This is a genomic window from Bradyrhizobium sp. CCGB20, assembly GCF_024199855.1.
Lineage (GTDB): Bacteria > Pseudomonadota > Alphaproteobacteria > Rhizobiales > Xanthobacteraceae > Bradyrhizobium.
Map to the genome: position 1 here is coordinate 3810765 of NZ_JANADN010000001.1, position 25225 is coordinate 3835989.

The 25225-nt window shown below is 62.2% G+C and carries 24 protein-coding genes and 1 pseudogene; 13 read left to right on the top strand and 12 right to left on the bottom strand.

Annotated elements, in window-relative coordinates:
- The first annotated feature begins 43 nt into the window (after positions 1-43).
- The 3 genes from NLM15_RS17370 to NLM15_RS17380 all read left to right on the top strand — a co-directional run bounded on the left by NLM15_RS17370 (position 44) and on the right by NLM15_RS17380 (position 2342).
- Positions 44-1036, top strand: a complete 993-nt coding sequence (locus NLM15_RS17370; protein ID WP_254118297.1) for an NAD(P)-dependent oxidoreductase — start codon at positions 44-46, stop codon at positions 1034-1036.
- A 16-nt stretch (positions 1037-1052) separates the two neighbouring features.
- Entirely contained in the window at positions 1053-1835 is a 783-nt protein-coding gene (locus NLM15_RS17375) for a class II aldolase/adducin family protein (RefSeq protein ID WP_254118298.1), read from the top strand.
- A 105-nt stretch (positions 1836-1940) separates the two neighbouring features.
- Positions 1941-2342, top strand: coding sequence for a VOC family protein (locus tag NLM15_RS17380; protein WP_254118299.1), 402 nt, complete (start codon positions 1941-1943; stop codon positions 2340-2342).
- 38 nt (positions 2343-2380) lie between these two features.
- Here the strand turns inward: NLM15_RS17380 and NLM15_RS17385 are convergent, their stop codons facing one another.
- Positions 2381-3733: an FAD/NAD(P)-binding protein gene (locus NLM15_RS17385; RefSeq protein ID WP_256565454.1), complete on the bottom strand. Its 1353-nt coding sequence runs from the start codon at positions 3731-3733 to the stop codon at positions 2381-2383.
- A gap of 181 nt (positions 3734-3914) precedes the next feature.
- Positions 3915-4829, bottom strand: coding sequence for a LysR family transcriptional regulator (locus tag NLM15_RS17390; protein ID WP_254118302.1), 915 nt, complete (start codon positions 4827-4829; stop codon positions 3915-3917).
- A gap of 89 nt (positions 4830-4918) precedes the next feature.
- Here NLM15_RS17390 and NLM15_RS17395 point away from each other — a divergent pair, with 89 nt between their 5' ends.
- Entirely contained in the window at positions 4919-5842 is a 924-nt protein-coding gene (locus tag NLM15_RS17395; protein WP_254118304.1) for a hypothetical protein, read from the top strand.
- Entirely contained in the window at positions 5839-6852 is a 1014-nt protein-coding gene (locus NLM15_RS17400) for a DUF2891 domain-containing protein (protein ID WP_254118305.1), read from the top strand. The genes NLM15_RS17395 and NLM15_RS17400 overlap by 4 nt, the downstream gene beginning before the upstream one ends.
- 19 nt (positions 6853-6871) lie before the next feature.
- Here the strand turns inward: NLM15_RS17400 and NLM15_RS17405 are convergent, their stop codons facing one another.
- From NLM15_RS17405 to NLM15_RS17420, 4 genes are read right to left on the bottom strand one after another with little or no spacing between them, the layout of a single operon-like run.
- The gene (locus NLM15_RS17405; RefSeq protein ID WP_254118306.1) at positions 6872-8584 is read right to left on the bottom strand and encodes an ABC transporter ATP-binding protein; all 1713 of its coding nucleotides are present in this window, start codon (positions 8582-8584) and stop codon (positions 6872-6874) included.
- Positions 8563-9402 (bottom strand): ABC transporter permease, encoded by an 840-nt coding sequence (locus NLM15_RS17410; RefSeq protein WP_254118307.1) that lies wholly within the window; start codon positions 9400-9402, stop codon positions 8563-8565. Before NLM15_RS17410 ends, NLM15_RS17405 begins: the two co-directional genes overlap by 22 nt.
- Positions 9399-10409 carry an ABC transporter permease gene (locus tag NLM15_RS17415; protein WP_254118308.1) on the bottom strand — a complete coding sequence of 337 codons (1011 nt, stop codon included), beginning with the start codon at positions 10407-10409 and terminating at the stop codon, positions 9399-9401. Before NLM15_RS17415 ends, NLM15_RS17410 begins: the two co-directional genes overlap by 4 nt.
- A gap of 38 nt (positions 10410-10447) precedes the next feature.
- On the bottom strand, positions 10448-12100 hold the full coding sequence (locus NLM15_RS17420; RefSeq protein ID WP_254118309.1) for an ABC transporter substrate-binding protein: 1653 nt from the start codon (positions 12098-12100) through the stop codon (positions 10448-10450).
- A 1259-nt stretch (positions 12101-13359) separates the two neighbouring features.
- Between NLM15_RS17420 and NLM15_RS17425 the strand changes: the two genes are divergently transcribed.
- Positions 13360-13680, top strand: coding sequence for a carbohydrate porin (locus NLM15_RS17425; protein WP_254124271.1), 321 nt, complete (start codon positions 13360-13362; stop codon positions 13678-13680).
- On the opposite strand, the gene NLM15_RS17430 is transcribed toward NLM15_RS17425, so the two are convergent.
- The 3 genes from NLM15_RS17430 to NLM15_RS17440 all read right to left on the bottom strand — a co-directional run bounded on the left by NLM15_RS17430 (position 13677) and on the right by NLM15_RS17440 (position 14786).
- Entirely contained in the window at positions 13677-14069 is a 393-nt protein-coding gene (locus NLM15_RS17430) for an inorganic diphosphatase (protein ID WP_254118310.1), read from the bottom strand. The two genes, NLM15_RS17425 and NLM15_RS17430, sit on opposite strands and share 4 nt — an antisense overlap.
- Positions 14069-14203, bottom strand: a complete 135-nt coding sequence (locus NLM15_RS17435) for an inorganic diphosphatase (RefSeq protein ID WP_254118311.1) — start codon at positions 14201-14203, stop codon at positions 14069-14071. Before NLM15_RS17435 ends, NLM15_RS17430 begins: the two co-directional genes overlap by 1 nt.
- 67 nt (positions 14204-14270) lie before the next feature.
- Complete coding sequence (locus NLM15_RS17440; RefSeq protein ID WP_254124272.1) at positions 14271-14786, bottom strand: ferritin-like domain-containing protein; 516 nt, start codon at positions 14784-14786, stop codon at positions 14271-14273.
- 218 nt (positions 14787-15004) lie between these two features.
- Here NLM15_RS17440 and NLM15_RS17445 point away from each other — a divergent pair, with 218 nt between their 5' ends.
- Together NLM15_RS17445 and NLM15_RS17450 are read left to right on the top strand one after the other, a co-directional pair.
- The gene (locus NLM15_RS17445; RefSeq protein WP_254118312.1) at positions 15005-16507 is read left to right on the top strand and encodes an FAD-dependent oxidoreductase; all 1503 of its coding nucleotides are present in this window, start codon (positions 15005-15007) and stop codon (positions 16505-16507) included.
- Between the two features lie 89 nt (positions 16508-16596).
- A pseudogene (locus NLM15_RS17450) lies at positions 16597-17761 on the top strand (NAD(P)/FAD-dependent oxidoreductase).
- Here NLM15_RS17450 and NLM15_RS17455 read toward each other — a convergent pair.
- Positions 17758-17958, bottom strand: coding sequence for a hypothetical protein (locus NLM15_RS17455; RefSeq protein WP_254118313.1), 201 nt, complete (start codon positions 17956-17958; stop codon positions 17758-17760). The pseudogene NLM15_RS17450 and the gene NLM15_RS17455 sit on opposite strands and share 4 nt — an antisense overlap.
- A gap of 198 nt (positions 17959-18156) precedes the next feature.
- Between NLM15_RS17455 and NLM15_RS17460 the strand changes: the two genes are divergently transcribed.
- Together NLM15_RS17460 and NLM15_RS17465 are read left to right on the top strand one after the other, a co-directional pair.
- Positions 18157-19431 (top strand): DUF892 family protein, encoded by a 1275-nt coding sequence (locus NLM15_RS17460; RefSeq protein ID WP_254118314.1) that lies wholly within the window; start codon positions 18157-18159, stop codon positions 19429-19431.
- A gap of 186 nt (positions 19432-19617) precedes the next feature.
- Positions 19618-20577, top strand: coding sequence for an arginase family protein (locus NLM15_RS17465; RefSeq protein WP_254118315.1), 960 nt, complete (start codon positions 19618-19620; stop codon positions 20575-20577).
- On the opposite strand, the gene NLM15_RS17470 is transcribed toward NLM15_RS17465, so the two are convergent.
- Positions 20574-21359 carry an SDR family oxidoreductase gene (locus NLM15_RS17470; RefSeq protein ID WP_254118316.1) on the bottom strand — a complete coding sequence of 262 codons (786 nt, stop codon included), beginning with the start codon at positions 21357-21359 and terminating at the stop codon, positions 20574-20576. The two genes, NLM15_RS17465 and NLM15_RS17470, sit on opposite strands and share 4 nt — an antisense overlap.
- Before the next feature lie 129 nt (positions 21360-21488).
- Between NLM15_RS17470 and NLM15_RS17475 the strand changes: the two genes are divergently transcribed.
- From NLM15_RS17475 to NLM15_RS17485, 3 genes are all read left to right on the top strand, one after another.
- Positions 21489-22664 (top strand): zinc-dependent alcohol dehydrogenase, encoded by a 1176-nt coding sequence (locus NLM15_RS17475; RefSeq protein WP_254118317.1) that lies wholly within the window; start codon positions 21489-21491, stop codon positions 22662-22664.
- Positions 22664-23782, top strand: coding sequence for a DUF305 domain-containing protein (locus tag NLM15_RS17480; protein ID WP_254118318.1), 1119 nt, complete (start codon positions 22664-22666; stop codon positions 23780-23782). Before NLM15_RS17475 ends, NLM15_RS17480 begins: the two co-directional genes overlap by 1 nt.
- An 83-nt stretch (positions 23783-23865) precedes the next feature.
- The gene (locus tag NLM15_RS17485) at positions 23866-24090 is read left to right on the top strand and encodes a general stress protein (protein WP_254118319.1); all 225 of its coding nucleotides are present in this window, start codon (positions 23866-23868) and stop codon (positions 24088-24090) included.
- Positions 24091-24201: 111 nt separating this feature from the next.
- Here NLM15_RS17485 and NLM15_RS17490 read toward each other — a convergent pair whose 3' ends face one another.
- On the bottom strand, positions 24202-25221 hold the full coding sequence (locus tag NLM15_RS17490; RefSeq protein ID WP_254118320.1) for an ATP-dependent DNA ligase: 1020 nt from the start codon (positions 25219-25221) through the stop codon (positions 24202-24204).
- Positions 25222-25225 lie beyond the last annotated feature (4 nt).

A 25225-nucleotide genomic window follows, 5' to 3' on the forward strand; every position in this document is an offset into this window, starting at 1 on the left:
TGCGCCTAGCATGTCCGCATCAAAGCCATCATGAACGCGTGACATGAACACTCCCCGCATTGAAAACAAGCGCGCCTCCACCAGCGTGCGATCGCCGATCATCATCAACCAGCTCGGCGCGGAGGTTCGCGCCGCACTCGCCGAGCATTGGTCGCGCCCGCTGATCATCGACCATCCCGCCGGTCGTGCTGCGTGGGAGGTCGCACCTGAAGCCGACGTGCTGCTGACGCGGCCGCTGGCGAGCTGGAACAAGGCGCCCGGCGAGAAGCCTGCGGGCTGGCCGTTCGGCCTGCGCTGGATCCAGACCGCATCCACCGGCATCGATTTCTTTCCGACGTGGCTCCTCGACGGGCCCGTGGTGACGGTCGGCCGCGGCATCTCGGCCGATCCTATTGCAGAATACGTTCTCGCGGCGATCCTCGGCTTCGAAAAGCGAATTCACGAGATCCGTCCGCGCAACCGCGCGGAATGGAAAATCGCTCCGCTGGGCTCGGTGAGTGGCAAGACGATCGGCATCGCGGGTTTCGGTGCGATCGGCCGTGCCGTCGCCGAGCGGGTCAAGCCGTTCGGCGTCAACATCAAGGTTCTCAGGCGCTCGGCCTGGCCCTACGTTCTTCCGGGCATCCAGCCGGTGGACAGCATCGAGCAGCTGGTCGAGGTCTCCGATCATCTCGTCCTGGCGCTGCCGGCGACGACGAAGACCACCCGCCTGATCAATGCCGACGTGCTGGCACGGGCCAAAAAATCGCTGCATCTCATCAACGTCGCGCGCGGCAGGATCATCGATCAGAAAGCGCTTCTGCAGGCGCTCGATGACGGACGGATCGCCGGCGCCACGCTCGATGTCACGGATCCGGAGCCGCCGCTCGATGGCGATCCCATCTATAGCCATCCCAAGGTCGTTCTCACCCCGCACGTCTCGTGGACCGGCGGCGAGGACGTCAAGCGGCTGGCCGACAAGACACTGGTCAATCTCGACGCCTACGCGCATGGCGTGGCGCTGGCCGACGTCTTCGACAAGACTCTCGAATACTAGAAAAGGAAGCGCAACAATGAACAAGGTTGTCGAGAAGCCCAGGAAATATTCGTTGGTCGAGCGGACGCCGGCGGCGACGTTCGAGGAGGAGAGGCTGCACCGCAAGCAGCGTCTCGCCGCTACGTTCCGGCTGTTTTCGCGCTACGGGTTCGATCAGGGCCTCGCGGGCCATGTCACCGTGCGCGATCCGGAATTCCCCGAACGGTTCTGGATCAACCCGCTGTCGAAGCATTTCAGCCAGATCAAGGTGTCCGACCTTCAGCTCGTCGACCACGACGGCAATATCCTGATCGGCGACAAGCCGATCAACCAGGCCGGCTTCGTGATCCATTCGGCGATTCATGCGGCGCACCCCGAGGTGATCGCGGCTGCGCACACCCATTCGACTTACGGCAAGGCCTGGTCGGCGCTCGGCCGGCTGCTCGATCCGCTGACGCAGGATTCCTGCGCCTTCTATGAGGATCACGTGCTGTTCGATCCGTTCTCTGGCGTCGTGCTGGAGGCGGAAGAAGGTCGCAAGATCGCGCAGGCGCTGGGATCGAAGAAGGCCGCGATCCTGCAAAATCACGGCCTGCTGACGGTGGGACCGACCATCGAGGCCGCGGCCTGGTGGTACATCGCGATGGACAATGCCGCCCGTGCTCAGTTGCTTGCGGAGGCCGCCGGTACGCCGAAGCCCATCCCGCATGAGATCGCCAGCCTGACCTCGCGACAGGTCGGCACGCACAAGGGCGGCTACTTCAGCTTCCAGCCACTGTGGGACTGGATCACCGAGGCGGAACCGGATCTGTTCAATTAGAGCCATAACTCGCGCGAATTGCCCACGCCGTGAGTTCGTGAGATATCACGGCGCGGCCGGTTGTGCTGCTTGCGCAAGCACGCTGCAATGGTGGGGAGTGGCGACATGGTCGATGGTCTGCCGGGCGAAGTTGAAGTCATCACATTGTTCGTCGATGATATTGCATCGTCGAAGGCGTTCTACGCCAAGGTTTTCGCGCCTGAGACCGTCTGGGAGGACCAGGTCTCATCCGTGCTCAGATTTGGCGGGCTCCTGATCAACCTTCTCGACGTGTCTCAGGCGCCGACGCTCGTCGAGCCGCTGCCTGTCGGGCCGTCATCCGCTGGGGCGCGCGCGCTGTTGACGATCAGGGTTGTTGACGTTGATCAGGTCTGCGCGGCTCTCCGGGAGATTGGTGTCGATTTGCTCAATGGGCCGATCGACCGTCCCTGGGGAAGGCGAACCGCGTCTTTCGCGGACCCCTCGGGTCATGTCTGGGAGATTGCGCAGGTGATTGACCGGACCTAAAGCGCCTACGGCGAATTTTGGCCGAGACTCTGTGACCCCTACAGCGAAAGAGTCCGGAGACGCGCCGCCAGATCCGCGCATTGCTGCCTTATATCTGGTACGGCGATGATCTCCCAGAACGCGGCCCGGGTGAGCGGGCCAACAGCGTAGAGGCGTCGTGATGGTGATCCATGTTCGCCAACGATCGCACAATCCGGCGTAACCTCGATGCCGATCCGTAAGGGATCGATCCGCGCAAGACCATTGTCGAACAGGCTGCGCACCGCCGGGTTGCTGCTGGCGCCCGGGTCTTTGACAATGCCGGTGCAGTCCACGATCGCGCCGACCTGAAGCTCGGACAGCGCGCTCTGGCCGCGCCTGCGATAGCTGACGAGCGCACCACATTGGTTCGGTGTGACGGTGGTGAGCTTGCCGGAGATGACGGTCAAGCGTCCATTCGCAAGCGCCTCCGTGATGCGAGTCTCGACCTCGGGCGCCGTACGGTGGCGATGGACGTCCCACCAGGCGCGGGCATGCTCCAGGAATCTGCGCCGTGATTCCAGCGGCAACTCCCGCCAGAGCCGCTGGGTGTGTGGCCTGATGGCGTCGATCGCGCTGCGCCAGTCGCCGCCCTCTGCCGCATGCGCTTCGATACGGCGGCGAAACCAGTGCAGCAGGGCGCCGATCCGGGCGCCGAACGGAATTTCACTCTCGGCGAGACGCATCGGATCGATGCGGCGATGGGCTCTCGGCAGCAGTCCGCGCCGCGACAGGGCGACGATCTGCCCCCGGTGTCCGTGGCGAAGCAGGGACAGCACGTAATCGACCATCGACAGACCCATGCCGAGGATCAGCATGGTTGCGTTTCTGTCGATGCCGGCAGTAGTGGGAGCGACCCATGGATCGACATGGCCGGGCAGGCGCGACGCCGGGGCGTCGTGGCCGGTGGCCAGAACGGCCATGGTACCTGTCAGCCGTGTTCCATCGGCGAGCAAGACGGCGACATCGGAGGGCGTTTCGCGAATCGCGATGCACTCGTTCTGCAAGATCGTGAGACCTCGTGTTCCGTCGGGGCAGGTCAGTGGCGCGATCAGGTCGGCGAGATAGTCGCCATAGGTCTGCCGCGGAACGAAGCAGTAGGGATCAGGACACATCGGCCCATCGGGTCGCCCGCACAGCCACTCCCAGAAATGCCCGGGATCATCAGGCAGCGCGCTCATGTTCGATACGCGAACGTTGAGGAGGTGTTCGGGATTGCCTGCATGATAGGCAAGGCCGCGGCCGATCTCGGGTCGTTTCTCGATCAGTGTTACGCGCAGATCCGGTGGAGACGCTTTCAGGAGCTGAAACGCCATCAGGGCGCCGCTCGCGCCCCCGCCGATGACAATCGCGTGCCGCCCCTCCGGACCCATCGTGCCGCCCCCCGTTTTATCGGTCGGTCAACGTCGCAGGACTGCGATTGGTTCTACGGCTCAATTGCGATGATAGTCGGACAGGCTGCGATATCGTTGTCGCAGCATCACGGAAGTAATGTTTCTCCTGTCGCAATGGACGTTTGTGGAATGATCATATCGGCGCAGAGGCGGCGGCCAGTCAGAGCTTCTTGCAGATGCGATTGACCAACTCGATGAACCAGCGCAGCGCCGGGACGGTCGTGCTGCGGCGCGTGTAGAGCAGGTCGATGGTGAAGGCCTCGACATCATAGGGAACCGGAACGACGGACACGCCGGCGCTTGCGGCGAAGCGGCGGGCGATACGCTCGGCCATCGTCGCCACGAGATCGGTACCGGCGATCGCGAACGGGACCGCGACGACATGCGCGAGGGTGACGGCGGTCCGGCGTTTGCGCCCATGCCGGGCCAGCATCGTATCGATCGCGCCGGGGAGCCCGTCGCCGCCCGCCGACGAGAACAGGGCATGCGGGAGGCGCGTATAGTCGTCCCTGGTCAGCCTGGCTCTCCGCTTGGCCTGGCCGGCATCGCGGATGCAGACGAAGTTCTCCTCGAACAGCGTACAGCGCGTGATGCGCGTCGAGGCCGGAAGATGCCCACCGATCAATGCGTCGACGTCGCCGTGTTCGAGGCTCGCGACGCTCGCAGCAGCGTCAATGATGGGGCGCACCACGAGATCGATGCCCGGCGCCTCCCGTCGCAGCGCCGCGACCAGCGGCGGTATGACGACGAGGTCGCCGTAATCGGTCACCGCGATGGAGAGGCGGCGGCGGGCGGTCGCAGGATCGAAGCTCGATCCGGGCGCCAGCACGCCCCTGATCTGTCCGAGCGCCTCGCTGATCGGCCGGGCCAGCGCCAGCGCCCTGGCCGTCGGCTGCATGCCCGATGCGGACCGCACGAACAGATCGTCGCCGAACAGTGCCCGCAGGCGGGTCAGGACGCCGCTCATCGACGGCTGCGCCAGGCCGACGCGTTCGCCGGCGCGGGTCACGTTGCGCTCCTCCATGAGCGCCTCGAAGGCGACCAGGAGATTGAGATCGACGGAAGCTAAATTCATTTGAACGATGGTATGCATATCAAAAATCGATTTCAAGAATGTCGCTCGAGGTGGTCTATTGATGGGGAAGACCCGATTGGACGAGGCGCATGCGACCCTCACTCCTGCGCCTCATCCCGCGCGGACCGACATTGCTGGCGCTTGGCGTCCTGCTCGGGCTTGCATGCCCGGCCCTTGCAGACCTGATCCGTCCGCTGATGCCGGCCACGATCTTCGTGATCGTGCTCGGAACGCTGTTGCGGGTCGATGGTAGGGCCGTCGTCGAGACGCTGCGGCAGCCATCGCTATCCGTGCTCCTGCCGGCCGTCGTCATGGTCGCCTGTCCGCTGGCGATCGGCTTTGCCAGTCATACCCTCGGTCTTGCCACGGAATTCGCGCTTGCGATCGTGCTTGCCGTCTCGGCGCCGCCGTCGAGCGGCACCGCCGCTGTGGCCCGCATGCTCGGGCTCGACGCTGCGGTGCCGCTCGTGGTGACGGTGTTGTCCATGGTGCTTGCTCCGGTCACGGTCCCGCTGCTTGCAGGCTGGTTCGGCGGGCTCGAGATCAGCGCGCCCGAGCTGGCACTGCGGCTGGCGTTGCTGATCGGCGGCGCCGAGGGTGTCGCCTTCCTGCTGCGCCGGCACGCCGCGCAAGTTCTGGCGGCCCGTGGCGACGTCGTCGACGGGATCATCGTCACGGCGCTTGTTCTTTTCGCCGTGGCCACCATGGCCGGCATCCCCGCACAGATCGCAGCGGATGTGCCGGCCGCGGCGCTCTGCCTTGTGCTCGCCTTCGCCTGCAATCTTGCGCTCCAAGCCTCGGGCGCCCTGTTGCTGCCGGGAACTCTGCCCCAGCGATTGACGGTCGGCCTCATTCTCGGCAATCGCAATGTCGGGCTGGTCTGGTCGGCGCTCGGCGCTGCCGCTTCGCCGCGCATGGCCCTATACTTTACCGCGACGCAATTTCCGATCTACATCCTGCCGCGTTTGATCGAGACGTTGATTAGTCGCGGCAAACGAAAGGCCACTCTATGACGACGTCCCGTCTCACCCGCGAACAAGCCACGCAATTCGCCCGCATCGCGCTCGGCCATGTCAGGCGCGAATATCCCAACAACGTGGACCACGCGCTGGCCGAGCCCGCGGACGCCCGCACGCCAAGCCAGCTGCATCCGATCTTCTATGGCAGCTATGACTGGCACTCCTGCGTTCACAGCTACTGGATGCTGGCGCGGTTGCTCCGGCGCTTTCCGGATTTCGCCGCGGCATCCGATATTCGGGCCTTGTTCGACGAGCAGTTCGTGCCCGAGAAGGTTGCTGTCGAGAGCGCCTACTTTGCCCGTCCGACCGCCCGCGGCTTCAAGCGGCCCTATGGCTGGGGCTGGCTGCTGAAGCTGGCGACCGAGCTGGCATTGCAATCCGATGGCCGTTGGGGCCGCAATCTCGCGCCGTTGGCGGACGTCATTGCTCAGCGCTTTCGCGACTTCCTGCCGCTGTCGCTCTATCCCGTGCGCGTCGGCACCCACTTCAATACAGCGTTCGGCCTGCGGATGGCGTCCGACTACGCCGAGATCAGCAAGGACGAAGGGCTGGCCAAGCTGCTGCTCGAGACGGGCCTGCGCTGGTATGGCGAAGATCGCGATTGCCCCGCCTGGGGCGAGCCCAGCGGCGACGATTTCCAATCCTCGGCCTTGATCGAGGCCGAGTGCATGCGGCGCCTGTTGCCGCTAGATGTGTTCCTACCCTGGTTCGATCGGTTCCTGCCGCGCGTGCTCGAGCGGCAGCCTGCGACCTTGTTCCGGCCTGCGACCGTCAGCGACCGCACCGACGGCAAGATCGCTCATCTCGATGGCCTCAATCTCAGCCGCGCCTGGTGCTGGCGCGCGCTCGGCGACGCCTTGCCGGCAAGCGACGAGCGACGCGCCATTGCCCACGCGGCGGCGCAGCAGCATCTCGCTGCAGGCCTTCCCCATCTCGCCACGCATTACATGGGCGAGCATTGGCTTGCGAGCTTCGCCGTTCTCGCGCTCGATGAAGCGGAATGAGCGGTACGGTCCGCGTCGATTATTCGGCCGCGACGATCAGCTGAGGCGTCGGCGGCGGTGCATGTGCGGCGTCGGTAACGCCTGACGGGATCGAGGCCAGCAGCGAGCGCGTATAGGACTGCCGGGCATTGTCGAAGATGTCGGTGACGGTCCCATGTTCGACAATACGTCCGCGATGCATCACCGAGACGGTGTGGGCGAGCTGACGCACCAGGGCCAGGTCGTGGGAGACGAACACATAGGTCAGGCCGAGGTCGGCCTGCAGCGACAGCAACACCTCGACAATGTCCGCCTGGACGCTGACGTCGAGCGCTGAGGTGGGTTCGTCGAGCACGATCACGTCAGGCTTGAGGACGAGCGCGCGAGCGATGGCAACGCGCTGGCGCTGGCCGCCGGACAGTGCGCCGGGTTTGCGCGCCAGCAGATGCTGACCGAGCCCCACGTCGGCGAGAGCCTTGTGCACGCGCTCGTCGCGCTCCCGAACTGTGCCGATCCTGAACCGGTCGAGCGGCTCGCGGATCAGCTGCTCGACCTTCCAGGCCGGGTCGAGCGACGTAAAGGGATTTTGATAGATGAGCTGAAGGTGGCGCCAAGCCGCGCGCAGTTCGGTCGGAGACCGCCCGTTGAGCTGCTCGCCGGCGACCGAGATGGTCCCGGCATCAGGCTGTTCCAGCCCAAGCAGCAGCCGGATCGTCGTCGTCTTGCCCGAGCCGGATTCGCCGACCAGCGCGTGCGTGGTGCCGGCCGGAACGCTGAACGACACGTTATCGACGGCCGTCAGCGTCTTGCTGTCCACCGCGAAGGTCTTGGTGACGGCGCTGACCTCGATCTTCGTTGGCTCGGTCCTGGTGCGACGGAAGCCGAGGTCGCGCAGGTCGTCGTAGCGGTCGGGGTTGAGGGCCGGAACGTCGGCATGCAGCTTCCTCGCATAGGCCGACGCCGGCGAGGCGAAGACAGCGGAGGTCTTGCCGGTCTCCTGGACGATCCCGTCCTTGAGCACCACCAACGTGTCGGCTCGCTCCGCGGCGATCGCGAGATCGTGGGTGATGAGCAGCAGGCTGATATTCCGCTCGTCCTGAAGGCGCGAGAGCAGATCGAGGATCCGCTTCTGGATCGTGACGTCGAGCGCGGAGGTCGGCTCGTCCGCGACCAGCAACGACGGCCGGGGCAGGATCGCAAGGCCAATGAGCACGCGCTGGAGCATTCCGCCGGACAGCTGGTGCGGGTAGGAGCCGTAGACCCGCTGGGGATTGTCGAGCCCGACCTGTGCGAAAATGTCCAGGATGAGCTGCTTGCGCACGGCCCTGTCGGGTTCGTCGAGGAGCGCGGCGGCCTCATGCGCCTGGGCGCCGATCGTTCGCACCGGATTGAGCGAGTTGCCGGGATCTTGCGGCACGAACCCGATGGCCCGTCCGCGCAGCGGCCGGAAGCCGCGTTCGGGCATCCGCAGGATCTCCTGGCCGTCGAATGCGACGCGACCGGTGGCGTGACTGCCGCCCGGAAGCAGCCGCAGCAGCGCGCGTGCGATCGTCGACTTGCCGGAGCCGGATTCTCCGATGAGGGCGAGGCTCTTGCCGCGGCCCAGTTCGAATCCCACGTTGGTCACAACCTGATGCGACCCGTAGGCGACCGACAGGTCGTCGACCCTGAGGAGAGGGATCGACCGCAGGGGCCGCGGCGCGACGAGCTCGGGGCGGATGAGAGTGGCGGTCAGTCCGTCTTGCGGAGCCATCGGCTGATCCTGTTCACGGAGAGGACGGTCGCGATCGTGACGAAAGCCGGCGCGTAGACCAGCCAGGGCCATTTGAGGTAATCCTTGCCGATCGAGATCAGCAGACCCCAGTCGGAAGCGGGCGGTGGATCGCCGTAGCCGAGGAAGGCAAGGCTTGCGATCACCAGGATCGACAGGCCGAATTGCAGCACCGCGAGCGGCAACAGCGAGCGCGAGGCGTTCGGCAGCACGTGCCGCAGCAGGATGTGCCAGCGCGAGCCGCCGAGCAGGAACGAGGACTCGACGAACGTCGCCTGCCTGATCTTGATGACCTCCGAACGCATCACCCGCGCGAACACGGCGACCGCCGAGACGCCGGTCGCGATCGCCGCATTCGTGGTGTCGAAGCCGATCGCCGTGACGACGATGACGGCCAGCAGGAAGTGCGGGATCGCCAGCAGCACGTCGACGAGGCGGGCGAACACGATATCGACCCAGCCCCCGAAGAAGCCCGACATCAGTCCGATCAGGCCGCCGGTGACGGCGGCGATGACGACGGCGATGAGCGCGCTCGTCACCGATGACGCCGTGCCATAAACCACGCGGGTGTAGAGATCGCGGCCGAGATGGTCGGTGCCGAACCAGTGCGCTGTGCCGGGAGCGAGCAGCTTGTCGGCGGGAACGCCGTTGACGGGGCTCTGGCTCGTGAACAGGCCAGGAGCGAGCGACCAGGCGATCACCAGCGCGATGATCGCGAACGACACAACGACGGTCGGCGGAACGCGGAAGGATGTCAACCGGCGGCTTGCCGTAAGGTGTACGTCGGTGATGAGGCTCATGGTGTCACCGCCTGCGGCGTACCGGCCGAGCTGTCATCGGCTGTCGTCGGGCGATATTTGGGTCCGCTGACGAGTTTCACGCGCGGGTCGAGCAGGGGATAGACGAGGTCGGCGATCAGATTGACGAGCACGAACACGACCGCTGCCAGCGAGACCACGGCCTGCAGGACTGGGAGGTCCTGTGTGCTCACCGAACGCTGCACCAGGCTGCCGACGCCGGTGCGTCCGAACACAGTCTCGGTGATCAGCGAGCCGCCGAGCAACTCACCAAGGGTGAGTGCGATGATGGTGACGACCGGGAGCGACGACGGCTTGAGCAGGTGCATTGCGAACAGTCGAAACTGCCCGAGGCCGCGGCCGCGCGCGACGGCGGCATAGTCCTGTGCGGATTCGTGGTCGAGGTTCGCGATCAGCACCTCGGCGATCTGTGCGGAGATCGGGATGCCGAGCGCGATCGCCGCGAAAAATGTCGCCCAGAAGCTGTTGGGCGCGATCACGCGGAAAAGACCGAGCTGGAAGCCGAAGACGTGGATCAGCATGAGGCCGATCACGAAATTGGGTACCGACAGGAACAACGATGGGAAGCCGCGCAGCAAGCCTTGGCCGAAGCGCTTGGGAAGGAACTGCGTGCCGTAGGCGATCGTCGCCGCCAGCAGCAACGCGACGGCAAAGGCCGATGACGCCAGCACCAGCGTCGAGGGAAGAACTTCGGCGATCAGGGTTGTCACCGGCCGGCTCGACCGCATCGACAGGCCGAAATCGCCGGTCAGGAAATGGGACAGCGACGTCCAGAGCTGGACGAGAATTGGCTGGTCCAGCCCCTGGGCTGCGATGATCTGTCGGATCTCGTCCTCGGAGAAGCCGTTCTGGGGATCGCGCAGGACGTTGGTGATGGGATCGCCCGGCAGGATGCTGACGACGACGAACGTGAAGACATAGGCGAGCAGGATGACGACAACGGCCTGGACGAGGCGCTTTGCGGCATAGCGCAGATAAGGACCACTCATGCCGGCCGCCTTCTCACATCGTTCGGGTGCACGGCGCCTTACTCGCTGATCGTCGCCGTGTAATAGCTGGCGTAGGCGACGCCGTTGTAGACTTCGCCCTTCAGCTTCGGCGATTGCACGTAGATGCGCTGGACGATCTGCGTGCGCGGGATGAAGTAACCCTGCTCGAGGACGTAGGTCTGCAACTGGTCGAGCAGCGGGTCACGGATCTGGCTGGAGCCGGCGCTGGCGATCTTGTCGCGGAGTTCGCTAAGCTTCTTGTCGCTGTCGCCGAGGTTGAACCAGTTCTCGCCGTTGTTGGCGTCGGTGAGGATGCTGGCGACCGTGCCGGCGTCGATGAAGCTGCGCGTCACCTCATAGGCCGGCACGGCCGGGCCGCCGAACCTGACCTTCTCGCCGAACGTCACGACGTCGTAGGCCCGGATGAAGACCTTCCAGCCGATCTTGCCGAGTTGCTGGGCGATCAACTCGTCAATCGCCTTCGCGGTCGCAAGGTAAGGGTTGGAGTAGAGCGTCAGCGAGAGCTGCTTGCCGTCCTTGGTGCGGATCCCCTTGGAATCCTTGGTCCAGCCTGCGTCATCCAGAAGCTTCTCGGCCTTGCCGGGATTGTACGCGAGGAGATCGCTGTGGTCGGTCGCGCCGGGAACGTTGCTCTGGATGAACGATGTCGCCAGCTTCCAGTCGGGCGTATAGACGGTGTCGATGATCTCCTTCCGGTTGATGGCCGCCTGGAGCGCCTGACGGACCTTCAAATCGTTGTAGGGCTCGAGCTTGGTGTTGATCGCGAGGCCGTTGACGAAGCCGAGATAGCGCGGCGTCGCGGTGATGAAGCCGGCTTCCTTGAGAGACTTCAGTTCCTGAGGGGAGGGGCTGTAGGCGACATCGGCCTGGCCGGACTGAACGGCGGCCACCCGCAGCGATGGCTCGTTCACCAGCTTGTAGGTGATCGAGTCCAGGAAGGCCGGGCCGGTGTGGCCGGCCGCCGCAGGACCCCAATTGTAGTCCTTGCGCTTGACGAGCTTGACGAAGTCTCCCTCTTTCCAGGAATCGACCACATACGGGCCGCTGCCGGATGTCTTGGAAAGATCGGCCTGTTGCGCGGCGGGCTGCGCGATGGTCTTCGGTGAGATCAGGATCGAGCCGTGGTAGCCGAGGGTCGGGATGAAGCCGAGCGTCGGCGCCTTGAAGACCACCTTCACCGTGGTCGCATCGATCGCCTCAGCGCGATCGTAGGTCTTCGGAAACAGGCCAATCGGGTTGATGCCTTCGCTCTTGCGGCCGGCATACCAGATGTCGAGATTGGCGACGACGGCCGCAGCATCGAGCGGGCTGCCGTCGGAAAAAGTCACGCCCTTCTTGAGGTGGAGGGTGAATTGGGTGGCATCGTCGTTCTGCTCCCAGCGCTCGGCAATCCACGGGCTGACCTTGCCGTCAGCATCGACATAAATGAGCTTGTCAGTGACGTGGCCCCAGATGTGGCCCTGGAAGCTTGAGATGGCGCTGTTGTTCGGGATCCAGGTGCTGCCCAGCGAGTCGATGAGAAAGGTGATGTTGCCGCCGTTTTGCCGAGCGTCGGCGCTCCGGGCCGGCGAAAGACCCGCCATGGCTGTCAACGCTAAGGCCGCCACTACCGAGGTGGCGACCAACAGCCGACGTCGGGAGATCGAGCGCGGAGAAAAGCGAGCAGTCATGGATGGCCCCTAATGATTGGTGTCGTCGATTGCATCGCCGTTTCGGCGGCTAAGCTTCGTACGATCAGCGTTCGCGCCAGAAGAAGCGAAACGAACAGATCTGGCCATTCCAAATTTCGCCGGAGGCAAGCAACAAATACCTCGGCATCGCGGCAATTGGCGCGACGGTCATTTTGTCGTCAAACGCAAGCGTGCGTGATTGCGTTTGCCTGGAGACGATACTCTCAAGTTCGTCAAATCGTGTGAAGTATCATTATATTGAAAAGATATTCTGCAGAATCTGAAGCTAGGTAGAACGTCATTGATGCCGACGATTGAAATATGAACCTTGCGACTATCGAATTGCGCGCGCGAGTTTGCGATGGCGTCCCTGCTTCAAGTGCCACAGAGCAGGTTCGATCTCAGGAACGAGACTACACCAACGGCTTCCCGCAAACACTGAGCGAACCACCGTAGACCGGGTCTGCTGGAGTCTCTTGGCAGGCTGAAGCCTTCGGCCTTCGCACCTTTGACCGACGTCGACGTAGGGGAAGTGGAGGCGTGTGCACACCTGGTTCTCGTGTGCACCACGTGTGCACCGAGAATCCGAAATCGCGATTTTCGCTTCCATTTCGAGCCTGGAAAAGCCTAGAAGAGCCAGGTTGGAGAAATGTGGTCGAGCGGAGTTTCTCAGTCGGTCCAATGACATAGAGGACTGATCGAGTTGAAAATAGATCAATGATATGAATGACTTGCGCTGGAAGTTTTCCACGGCCCCATGATGGATTGGAGCGAGAGTTTAGTTTTTTCAGATGGTTAGAGGGTGGCGTGTGCGCGACGTGTGCACCGGGAGATCAAAAAAGATCTCGCGAAAGCCAGCGTGAGCAGGGTTCTCCGAAGCGGTAGATCGGTCGCGGAAAGTGCCAGTCCTCGCTGCGCATTCTCGTAGCGCGCCTGTGACCTACTCGATCAAGTACGCGGCGCACTGAGAAAGACCAACTGACTCTTAATCAGCGGGTCCCAGGTTCGAGCCCTGGTGCGCCCACCAAATCAATGGTTTAGCGGGCAAGACCGTTTGAGCATCTGATTTTTAAAACGGTCTTTATGAAGCCAGCCGTGATGCCGTCTGACTGCTGACAGGTGGTCGGGGATCTTGGCGGAGACGGTGTTCGGACAGAAGCTCTATCGCATGCCGAACAGCGACGACCGCGGATCGGCATTTTGCGCGCATCTCGGCAGCCGCCGACCGCAATCTGATCGACCGTTACGCCAACGCCGGCATTGAATTCATTGGTCTCAATGACAGCCGTCCTGACGACAAGTTCGGAATCGCGGCAGGCTACGCGCGTGTGTCGAGACGCGCGCAGGCGCTCGATGCCGACATCGTACTTTTCTCGATCCCGCGTGGCCGTTGCGCGGTTTCGAGGGGCTTCTCACGGCCGCGTATTAATACCAGATCAAAGACGGATGGACGTTGCAGTACAACCTGCGGTACATCATCCACCCCCGGGGGGAGGTGCCACAGTTCTTCCAGTGCAGCGCCCGGCAAGGTTCTTCATAACGCAACCGTGCTCGGCCTGCGAACGACTCTGAACTTCTAGTTCGTGGCTCGGCGGGCCAGCCGCTTGATGGTCTTGGTCGCGCGGTTCGGTCCATGCCAGCCGAGGAATTTCAGCTCTTTGTTCTCCAACGCATTCGTCGCCCGAAAGAATTCTTCGAGATCATCGCGTGCATGAGATGGAAGATTGCGGATATCCTTGAGATCCGTTTCCAGCGGTGACCTGTCAGGCACCGCAAATACCCGGTCGTTGCGCTCCGTCTTGCCCTTTTTCTTCTGCTCGACTTCGAGAATGCCGATCGGTCGACAGCGCAGCACGACGCCTGGATAGGTCTGCGCATCATGCAGGATCAGCACATCCAGCGGGTCGCCATCCTCGGCCTTGGTCGAGGGAATGAAACCCCAATCATAAGGATAGGTCAGACCCGCCATCAAGGCTTCGCCAGGGCAAAAACGCCAAGCTTGGGATCAAAATCGAGCTTGCACGAACTGCCCCGCGGCGTCTCGACCACGGCGAAGATATTGTTATCGTCGGCCCAGCTCGGCAGTTTTGTCAGATTGGTCATGGCGGATTACTTGAGCCTCGAAAGGAGTAGCGTGCCCGGCGGAAATAGATCCGCCGGGCCCTGCCGATCAGGCGGCGGTGGAGGCCTTCTTGTTGACCCCCTTGCGCAACGCAACCGTGTTGAGTTTGGTGTTCGCCGCTTTCTCTTCGTTGAGGTTCGTGGTCAGGAAACGCACGATATCGTCGTGGCCGAGTTCTTCCGCCCACGCAATCAGCGTGCCATACCGGCATATCTCGTAATGCTCGACGGCTTGCGCGTTGGCGACGATCGCCGCATCGAGCACCGTCTTGTCTTCGATCTCGCCGGCCGTCTCGTCCGCTTCCTTGATGATGCCGTCGATGGCCGGACATTGCGTACCACTCGGCGATTGGCCGAGTTTGTCGAAGACCTTTTCGAGACGCTCGATCTGCTTGTTGGTCTCCTCGAGATGGTTCTTGAGGCCTGTGGCCAGATCGCGGTTGGTGGCTTTGTCGATCATTTTCGGCAAGGCCTTGGTGATCTGCTGTTCGGCATAGTAGATGTCCTGTAAGCCATGCAGCAGCAGGTCATCCATCGTCTTGATGTCTTTCGTGAATAGTCCCATGACGTCACTCCTCGAATTCAAAGCGATGGAACGGCGGCGCCACGGCTTCGTTCCTCGCCTTGTCGCTGCCGGACGGGTGAATGCGGTCTCGGAGCGTAAGCGGCCCAACGAGCTATCGCGCGTTGATCATCCTCAAGGACGCCGGGAGGCGGCTTCCCACGCGCCCGAAGGAACCTGCGCAAACAGCCCGCGTTTTGCTTCTTTGCATGGAGTTCAGGATGGTCAGCACCTCGCTCTGGATGGAGACCGAGATCCTGCCGGAGGCGGGTGCGCTCAAAGGCGACGTGCATTGCGATGTCGCCGTGGTCGGTTCGGGCATCGCCGGGCTCTCAACGGCGTATGAACTCATGAAGCGCGGCCGGTCGGTTATCGTCATTGACCGCAAAGGCATAGCAAGCGGTATGACGGCGCGCACGTCGGCGCACCTTGCGCCGCTCTGCGATGATCTGATGAGCGAATTCCGGAAGCTGCGTGGCGCCGAGGCCGCCAGGCTGTTCTACGAGAGTCAGGCCGCCGCCGTCGACAGGATCGAAGACATCCAGGCCAGCGAGAAGATTGCCTGTGACTTCCTTCGTCTTGACGGCTATCTGTTTCAGGGCAATGGCATGCCGGCCGACATGTTCGATGCGGAGCTGGAAGCGGTGCGCGAGGTTGGAGCACCGGTTCACCGACTGGTCGGCGTGCCGCTCAAAGGCTGCGAGGACCGGCACGTCCTTCGATATCCGCGCCAGGCAAAATTCCATCCCCTCAAATATCTCGCGGGTCTTGCCGCCGTTTGCAGAAGCGGCGGCGTCCGCTTCTTTGCCAACAGCCCGGTGGAGGGGGTCGCCGAACAAGACGGCACCGTCACGCTGCGAACTTCACAAGGGGAGATCACCGCCGCGCATGCCGTGATCGCGACCAACGCCTCCATCGTCGATCGCTTTCAACTGCATACCAAGGTCGCTCCTTACCGTACCTACGTGCTCGCTTTTGCCATCGCGCGCGGTGAACTTCCCGATGCGCTCTATTGGGACACGGAAGATCCCTACCACTATGTGCGGCTGCAAACAGGCCCAGACGATGATTTCGTTCTTGTCGGCGGCGAAGACCACAAAAGCGGCGAGGCCAATGACGCCGACGCGCGCTTTGCCCAGCTGGAGAGCTGGGCGCGAGCATTGATCCCGGCCCTTGGCCGCATCTCCCATCGCTGGTCAGGCCAGGTTCTCGATACCATTGACTATGCTGGCTTCATCGGCCGCGAGCCCGGCCGCGAGCGCGTATACCTTGCGATGGGCGATTCAGGCCAGGGTCTGACCCATGGCGTCATGGGCGCAATGCTGAACACGGCCCTCATTCTCGGCGAGGATCATCCGTGGAAGTCCGTCTATGCGCCGGATCGCAAACCGCTCGCAGCGGCTACGAATTTCCTGCGGGAGAACATGACGATCTTGCAAAATCTCGCGGAATACGTCGCGCCGGGTGAAATCGCCTCGCTCGAAGAGCTTCACCCGGGTGAGGGCGCCATCCTGCGGCGGGGACTTGAAAAGATCGCCGCCTACAAGGACGATGCTGGCGAACTGCATCTTCATTCGGCGAGTTGCACCCATATCGGCTGTCATCTGCACTGGAACAGCTTTGAGAGCTGCTGGGACTGTCCGTGTCACGGTTCGATCTTTGCGCCCAACGGCCAGCCGATCAATGCTCCGGCCGTGTCGGCCTTACGCCCGGTGAAGGTCTAACGAAATCTGACTAAGGCGGGGAGCGTTCCATCTTCAACGACGATGACATCGAGCAGGACGATCTGCGCAGTCCGCGTACACCCTGGGCCATTCTGCCGCCGCCAGTTGAGCCGATCGCTGACAGCTTTCGTTGTGAGGTTCTGATCGTCGGCGCCGGCATCACCGGTGCTCTGGTGGCCGAGCGCCTGACACGGCAAGGCCGCCAAGTGGTCATCATCGATCGCGAGCTTCCCAGTCTCGGTAGCACGGTGGCCAGCACCGCCATGCTGCTCTGGGAAATCGATCGTCCGCTGTTTGAACTCACGCAGCTCTATGGTTTCGAGAAGGCGATGCGCTGCTATCGGGCCAGCCATCGTGCGACGCAAGGCCTGCTGTCCCTGGTTGCGCATCATGGAATTTCCTGCCACATGCGGCCGCGTCTTTCGCTATCTCGCCGTCGATGACAGTCCGAAGCTTGTTCAGGATGAATATGCGCTGAGGGGCCGCGCCGATCTGCCGTCCCTCCAACTCGATCATGCCGCGCTGCGCAAGCGCTTCGCCATCGCCCGGGCGGGCGCTCTTTTGTCGAGGGACGCGGCCGATGCCGATCCGGTGCTGCTCACGCGTGGCGTGCTTGATGTTTCCCTACGGCGCGGCGCCCGCCTCCTAAAGGCCAATGCGGTTGCCTACGATAGTACGGCTCAGAACGTAACCGTCGGCCTTGAAAGTGGGCTTTCGATCGACGCGCGCCACGTCGTGCTCGCGACCGGCTATGTGATGCCTGATATTGTGCGGCCCACGACGCAGCAGCCAGCTTCCAGCTGGGCTATCGCGACCCGACGGCAGCTGAGCCATCTATGGCCAGAACAGGCGCTGATCTGGGAGGCGAGCCGGAACTATCATTATGCGCGGACCACCGCTGATGGCCGCATCATCCTTGGTGGCGAGGATGATCATGCCCTCATCGAGCCTGACGCTCGTAATGACGCGACGCCGGCAAAGGTGGCTGCGCTCAAGGATCATCTGAAGGCTCTTTGGCCGCATGCATCGGACCAGGTCGACTTCCGTTGGTCGGGCGCGTTCGATACCACCCCTGACGGCTTGCCGTTGATAGGCAGGGTACCGGGCTGCAACAATATTTTTGCTGCCTTTGGCTATGGTGGCAACGGCATTACCTTCAGCTTCCTCGCGGCGGAACTTCTGGCCACGATGTTTGCCGGAGGCTCCTCGCCCCTGCTCGATGATCTTGCGATTGACCGGGATATTCCCGGCTAACGACGCGCGATCAGGCAGCCCAGCATGAAGGCGACGACCAGCGAGGGCAACGGTGCCTCTCGCACCACATCGCGCAGAAAAGCGAGCGCTTGGCCCGGCGGCTGCCCGTCTTCCAGGCTTTGCCGAACCGTGCGGGCGGTCTCTCGCACGCCTTCCGAAACCTCCTTGACTTTTGCGAAGGCGTCTTCGCTGTCCATCTCATCCTCCTCCGGAGCATCCAGCAAGCCAAGCTTATGGGCGACCAATCGTTCCACGAGCGCGGACACGGCCAAGCTAGTCTCTGAGCGTCCAGCGCTGCGAACGGCTTCGACGCCCCGACACTTCAGGCACGAAAGGAACAACCATAGCGCGTGACTGTTCGAATGAGATCTCCTCCTCTAGCCCGAGGCTTTTCCATGTATCACCACGTTAAGAAGCTGATGTTCACTGTCCGCGTCGATGAGCCGGACCCTCGTTTTGGCAATATGCTTCTTGAACAGTTCGGCGGTGCCAACGGCGAACTTGCGGCCGCGATGCAATATTCGATCCAAGGACTCAATTGCGAAGACCCTGATCGTAAGGACCTTCTGATGGATATCGGCACCGAAGAGCTGAGCCATCTGGAAGTCGTCGGCACGCTGGCCCGCATGCATCTCAAGCCGGCCAAGTTCGATCGCCAGGCGGCTGAGGCCGATCCGCTGATCGCGATCGCAGGTGGCGGCGGGGTGAACCTCTTCAACTCCCAAGGCAATCCCTGGACCGCCGACTACCTGAAGATCACCGGCGAACTCGACGTCGACCTGCGCAGCAATATTGCTGCCGAAGCGCGGGCCAAGATCGTCTACGAACGCCTGATCAACTTCACCGACGACGCCGGCACCAAGGACGCCTTGCAGTTTCTCATGACCCGCGAAATCACCCATATGAAGGCATTCTCGCTCGCCCTGGAGAGCATGAGCAAGCCGGCGTTCAGTATCGGCCGCATTGCGCCGACGCCGGGCCTCGTCGATCAGTTCTTTAACGACTCCACCGGCACCGGCGATCATGGTGAGATCGACACCCGCGGGCCCTGGAACGAGGGCGGCGAATGGGTCTTCACGGAATCTCCAGCCATCCAGGCCGGGGAGCCCGGTCCCGCGTCGGCTATCGTCACCGAAAGCTCATCGCCGGTCGACGAGGCCGGGCTTGGCGATCTGCTGATCGACGAGCTCCGCGATATCCTTCACGCCGAGAAGCAGTTGACGAAGGCGCTTCCGAAGATGGCGGAAGCGGCGCGCTTCGATCAGTTGCGCGAGCTGTTCGAACAGCATCTCGGCGAGACGGAAACCCAGATAGAGCGCATCAATGAATGCTTTGAGCTGCTTGGCAAGGCCGCACGCGCCAAGCCCTGCAAGGGAATGATGGGCCTTGTCGAAGAAGGTCAGCAAATCATGACTGAGGGCGAGGAAAAGGAAGACGCGGCGGCCGACCTCGCTCTGATCGGTGCGGCGCAACGCGTCGAGCATTATGAGATTGCCGGCTACACAACAGCGCGCAATCTCGCCCAGCAGCTTCGTCATAGCGCTATCGTCAGCCTCCTGTCGAAGTCGCTGGCGGAGGAGGAAAACGCCGATCAATTGCTGAATCAGGTCGCACGGTCCCTTATGTCGGTCGCGAAAATGCCAGCTGTCGTCGAGCAGACCGAACAATAAGCGGTGGCGGCGATCTCGGGCAGTATCACGGTGATTGCCGCAGCTGTCCTTCTGGGGCGATCGCCGTGCCACTGCTGTTAGTCGGAAGCGCTGTGTGCCGTCGATCGTTCCTCACCCTGATGGACAGAGCTATCTCGTTGAAGAGGAACGTGGCGCCGCGGACCAGGGTAGGGTGAGACAAACCCGATGACACATCCGGTTACTCCCGCCACCCTTCTAGGCCTTCCCGCGGCGACCACCGACACGCTCTCAGGCGCAGATGTTGTGATCTTTGGCGTGCCGGATGCGACGCTGCATGTGCCCGGCAGCACCAGTCATGCCGCCCGTGCTCCTTCGGCGCTTCGTGAAAGCACTGAGCAAATTGCGCGGGATCCATTGCGTTGGGATTTCGATCAGGATGGCCCCTTGATACCGGGAGGACTGCGGGCGATTGATCTTGGCGACCTTCCGACCAATCCGGCGACACCGCAGGAGAACCGCTCGCTGATCACGTCCACAACTGCGAGCATTCTGAAGGCGGACGCCGTGCCCATGCTAATTGGCGGCGATGACTCGGTGCCCATTCCTTTCTTCGCGGGGTTCGAGCAGTTTGGCCCGCTCACCATTCTGCAGATCGATGCGCATCTCGACTGGCGGGACGAGCGCGCCGGTCTCAAGCATACGTTTTCGCGCACCATGCGCCGGGCTAGCGAAATGCCGTGGGTGGAGCGGATCATCCAGGTAGGACAGCGCGGCATCGGGGGTTCGCGCGCGGAGGACCTAGCCGCCGCACGGGCCTGGGGCGTGAAGCTGTTCAGTGCAGCTTCGGTACGGGGACATGGCGTGCAAGCCGTTCTCGATCATATCCCGCCGGGCAGCCGTTGCATCGTTACCCTCGATTGCGACGGTCTCGACCCGGCTGTCATTCCCGCGGTGCTGGTCCCACAGCCGGGTGGTCTCGGCTACTTTGATGTCGTCGAGCTTCTGCATGGCGTTACGCAGCGGGCGCGGATCGTTGGTCTTGATCTCGTGGAGCTGGTGCCGGACGCGGACGTGCGAGGTCTGGGCGTGCTTGCAGCCGCACGCATCCTCTGCGTTGCCCTCGGATGCATTGCACGGCAGCGGTCCACCGCAAAAAGTGAAATGAATGGCGCCCCGATGCCCTAGGACTTCGCGGTGCCGGGCTCCGCCTGTTTGCGATGCTGCTTAGCGAGCGTTTCAGCCGGCGTCACGTTGGCGACGGCCGACTGGATCTTATTCTTGAGGCCGGTCACGACGTCGCCCTCGCCATTTATCATCGCCTCGAAACCCTTGCGGGCAACCATCGCTGCATCGTCCTTTTCCTCGGACCCGACCTTGGTGTCGAGCATGTCCGCGCGGGCGAAGAACTCGGTTTCAGTTGCGCCTGGCATCAGGCAAGTGACGGTCACCTTCGTGCCGCGCAGTTCCTCGCGTAGTGCAAAGGAGAGGGAGTTCAGGTACGACTTCGAAGCGTTGTAGACGGCCTGAAAGCTGCCTGGGGTGAAGCCGGCGATCGATCCGGTGATAAGGATCTGTCCCTCATTGCGCCGGCGCATGTCCTGGCCCACGCGATGGAGCAGATACGTCGTACCCATGACGTTGGTGTCGATTACCTGACGGATACGCGTCCAGTCCTGGTCCAAAAAGGCATGGCCCAGACCGCGACCGGCATTGGCCATCAATACGTCGACCTTGCGGCCTTGAGCAAGCTCATAGAGCTTGTCGACGCCTTCAACGGTCGCGAGATCGGCTTGCAGCGCCACCACAGCGATACTGTTAACGTCTTTGCGCAGCGCTTCCGCCGCCGTCTCGATCCCGGGCTCGTCCGCGGCGACGAGCAGGTCGTACCCTTTTGCGGCGCAGAGCCGTGCAAGCTCAAAACCAATGCCCGTCGAGGCACCCGTCACAATCGCAAACTGTCCGGCCATCGGCGCATTCCTTCTCGGCTTTTTACATGGCTTTGAGCCTAATGGGGCACAGACGAGACCGTTCCTAAGCGGCATAGGAACCAGCCGCATTATTGAGATTTGGTTGGTCGCGCAACTTTGGAGCGGTCCATGAAAGCCCTCACCTGGCACGGCAAGAGCGACGTTCGCTGTGAATCCGTTCCCGATCCCAAGATCCAGGACGGACGTGACGCTATCATCAAGGTGACGGCGTGCGCGATCTGTGGCTCGGACCTGCATCTATTCGACGGCATCATGCCGACCATGGAGAAGGGCGATGTGCTCGGCCACGAGACCATGGGCGAGGTTGTCGAGGTCGGCAAGGACAACAAAAAGCTCAAGGTCGGCGACCGCGTCGTGGTGCCATTCACCATTGCGTGCGGCGAATGCTTCTTCTGCAAGAATGGCTTCTACTCAGGCTGCGAACGATCCAACCCCAATGCCAAAGAAGCCGAGAAAATGTGGGGGCATTCGCCGGCGGGTCTGTTCGGCTATTCATACATGCTGGGTGGATTTGCCGGTGGTCAGGCCGAATATTTGCGCGTGCCGTACGCCGATGTCGGACCTTATAAGATTCCCGACGGCCTGAGCGATGAACAAGTCCTGTTCCTCTCGGATATCTTCCCGACCGGCTACATGGCGGCAGAAGTCTGCAACCTCAAAGGCGGAGAGACGGTTGCCGTATGGGGATGCGGCCCGGTCGGGCAATTTGCGATCAAGAGCGCAATTTTGCTAGGAGCCGAACGGGTGATCGCCATCGACACGGTGCCCGAGCGACTCACGCTCGCCATGCAATCGGGCGCAATCACGCTGGATTTTATGAAAGAGGATGTCTATGAGCGCATCCAGCAGCTCACGCAAGGCCGCGGCGCGGACGCCTGCATCGATGCGGTCGGTACCGAGCCGGAGACCATGGCAAGCAAGGACTCGGTGGTCGACCGCATCAAGGTCGCAACCTTCATGGGTACCGACCGCCCGCATGTTTTGCGGCAGGCCATCCAGTGCTGCCGCAACTTTGGTACCGTCTCCATCGTCGGCGTCTATGGGGGCATGCTCGACAACATTCCGATGGGCAGCGCCATCAATCGCGGTCTTACCTTCCGCATGGCCCAGACGCCTGTTCAGCATTACTTACCCAAACTTTTGCAACGCATCGAAAAGGGCGAGGTCGATCCAAGCTTCGTCATCACCCATCGTGCGACTCTCGAGGAAGGTCCCGAACTCTACAAGACATTCCGAGCCAAGCAGGATGGCTGCATCAAGGTTGTGATGAAGCCTTTCGGGTGATGGAAGAGCGCGCCGCGGAACAGCTGAAGTCGCACTGGCTGGCGGCCGCTCAGCTTGGGTTTGTCAGCAGCACATTCTCGACCCTCATCAGTCAGCTTGCGGCGGTACAGTTGGGGCGGGACGCGACGGTCGACTGGATGACGGTCGCTGCTATTCCCGGACGCGACGCAATGCTCAGTTCTGTACCCTCAGCACAAGCCATCGCACTCGGCATCGCCTTTCATCAATGGGCAGACGTCTCCTGGGCGCTGGTATTTTTTGGCGTTTTTGGACGCTGGACGAGCCCTCTCGCTCCAGGCACTATTGGTTGGTTGGCCATTCCATGGGCTGCCTTGACCTCGGCAACGGAGTGGTTCGGGCTGGTGCCACTGTTCCCGTTCTTTCAGCCGATCTTCGCTTTGCAACAGCCCTACTGGATCGGCTTTCTCGTCCATCTCTCGTCGGCTTTGATCTATCCCCTGTTCGCCTGGTTGCGTTGGCCCTTCGGTCGCGCGCCGGTCACATCCGCAGTGCGCTTTGCCAAGCGCTGGGCAGCGGGGGCGCTCCTGGTGCTTGCAACGTTAGCCCTCGTTGCCGTGGCTGATCGCTTGGGTTGGTCGCTACCGATCTCCAGCCGCGATTTGGCCAACGATCAGCGCTACATGCGCCATATGCTGACGCATCACGAACAAGGTATTGAACTCGCCCAGCTTGGCCAGCGGCGTGCGAGGGAGTCACACCTGCGCGCACTCGCGGCCCTGATGGTTGCCAGCCAGGCGGGCGAGAATCGCATCTTCGAGCATTGGTGGCGCGGTTGGTTCAGCGAGCCAATGGCGGTCTGCTCTGGCGAGGAGCGGGCGGCTATGCCCGGCTATCTGACGCCGGCACAGATGGCGGATGTGCGGAAGGCGGCGGATGAGGACTTCGATACCATCTTTATTCGGCTGATGAGCCTGCATCATGCGGGCGCCGTCCATATGGCGGATAACCAATGGCATTCTTCTGGCGATCCCCGCTTGCGGCTAATGGCGCATGCCATACGGCATGAGCAACAAGGCGAGATTGCTCTGATGAACGACGTTAAGGGCCTCGAAGCCGTGCGACAGGCGACGCGCAACTTGCTGGCCAACAATCTCTGATCAACCTTAATCTTTCTCTCAGGAACGAGCATCAGATCGAACGATTAGCGCTATGGGCCGGGCAACAAAGAAGGAGAATATCGATGGCAGACGAACAACGCGGTGGCTCCGGAAATTTCGCCAACGATCCGCAGCGCGCATCGGAAGCAGGTAAGAAGGGTGGCGAGCATAGAAGCGGGCAGGGTCAGCAGACGCAGGGCGGAAGTAAGCCCAGCCAGCAGGGCGGCAGCTCGACCGACAATCCGGGCAACTTCGCCAATGACCGCGAAAAGGCCAGTGAAGCCGGTCGCAAGGGCGGCCAATCCTGAGAACTTCGAGCACTGAAAACCAGGCGAGGCCAGGACGTCAACAAGATGTCCGGCCTCGTGTCTCTTGAAATCATCAGCATGTGTCTCACCGCGCGCACTTCTCAAACCGTTCTACCCAGCAGCTTTCAAAGAACGCTTGGCCGCCTTCTGCCGAAGCTGATCCATGCGGCACTGCAATGGCTTCTTGTCGGGGCGCCAGCGCACGAGCTTCGTGCCATGCCGAAACCGACCACCCGGGACGTGGTCGAATGTCACTTCGACGACATAGGTCGGACGTACGGCCGTCCATTCAGCAGATCGCTTCGTTGACCACCGGCTTGGACCCCCGGGTGTATTGCCGGTGAAGCTCTGCGAGATAACGATTTTCTCCAGCCGGTCGATGAGAGCCAGTCGATCGGACGCTCGGATGCCGGACGTAAATCCGACATGATGCAGCAGTCCGTCCTTGTCGTAGAGACCAAGCAACAACGAGCCGATCACCTTGCGATTGCCCTGCTTCTTCTCGGCGTAACGAAATCCGCCGACGAAGCAATCGGCAGACCGAAGAAGCTTGATCTTCTGCATGCCGTCTCGGGTACCGCCTCGATAGGGCAGATCGAGGCGCTTTGCGACGACGCCGTTATGATCCTCATTCACGGAACTGAGCCAAGCCTCGGCGTCTGCGACGTTGCGGCTTGCCGGCGATAGCCGAAAGACGCCGCCGACCACGAAGGCTTGCCGCGCCAGTCTTTCAAAGGTGGCACGGCGCTTCATAAGCGGCAGCTCGAAAAGGTCTCTCTTGCCAGACCGCAGCAAGTCAAAAACGATAAAGATCGCTGGCGTCTCCGCGGCGAGGCGCTTGATCCGGCTCGCCGCCGGATGGATGCGCTGAAGCAAGGCGTCGAACGAATAGCCGCCGTCCCGTTCAACGATCAGTTCACCGTCCAGAGTAAGCGCTTTCGGCGACAATGTGGTCGCTGCTGAAGCAATTTCTGTGAAATAGCGAACAAGGTCGCGGCCGCTCTTCGATTGCATGCTGGTCCGGCTGCCATCGCGGACCAAAAGACAGCGGAAGCCGTCCCACTTCGGCTCATATTGCCATTGCGCTCCGCGGGGCAATTGGGCGGCGAATTCGGCTTCCATGAGTTGCATGCGA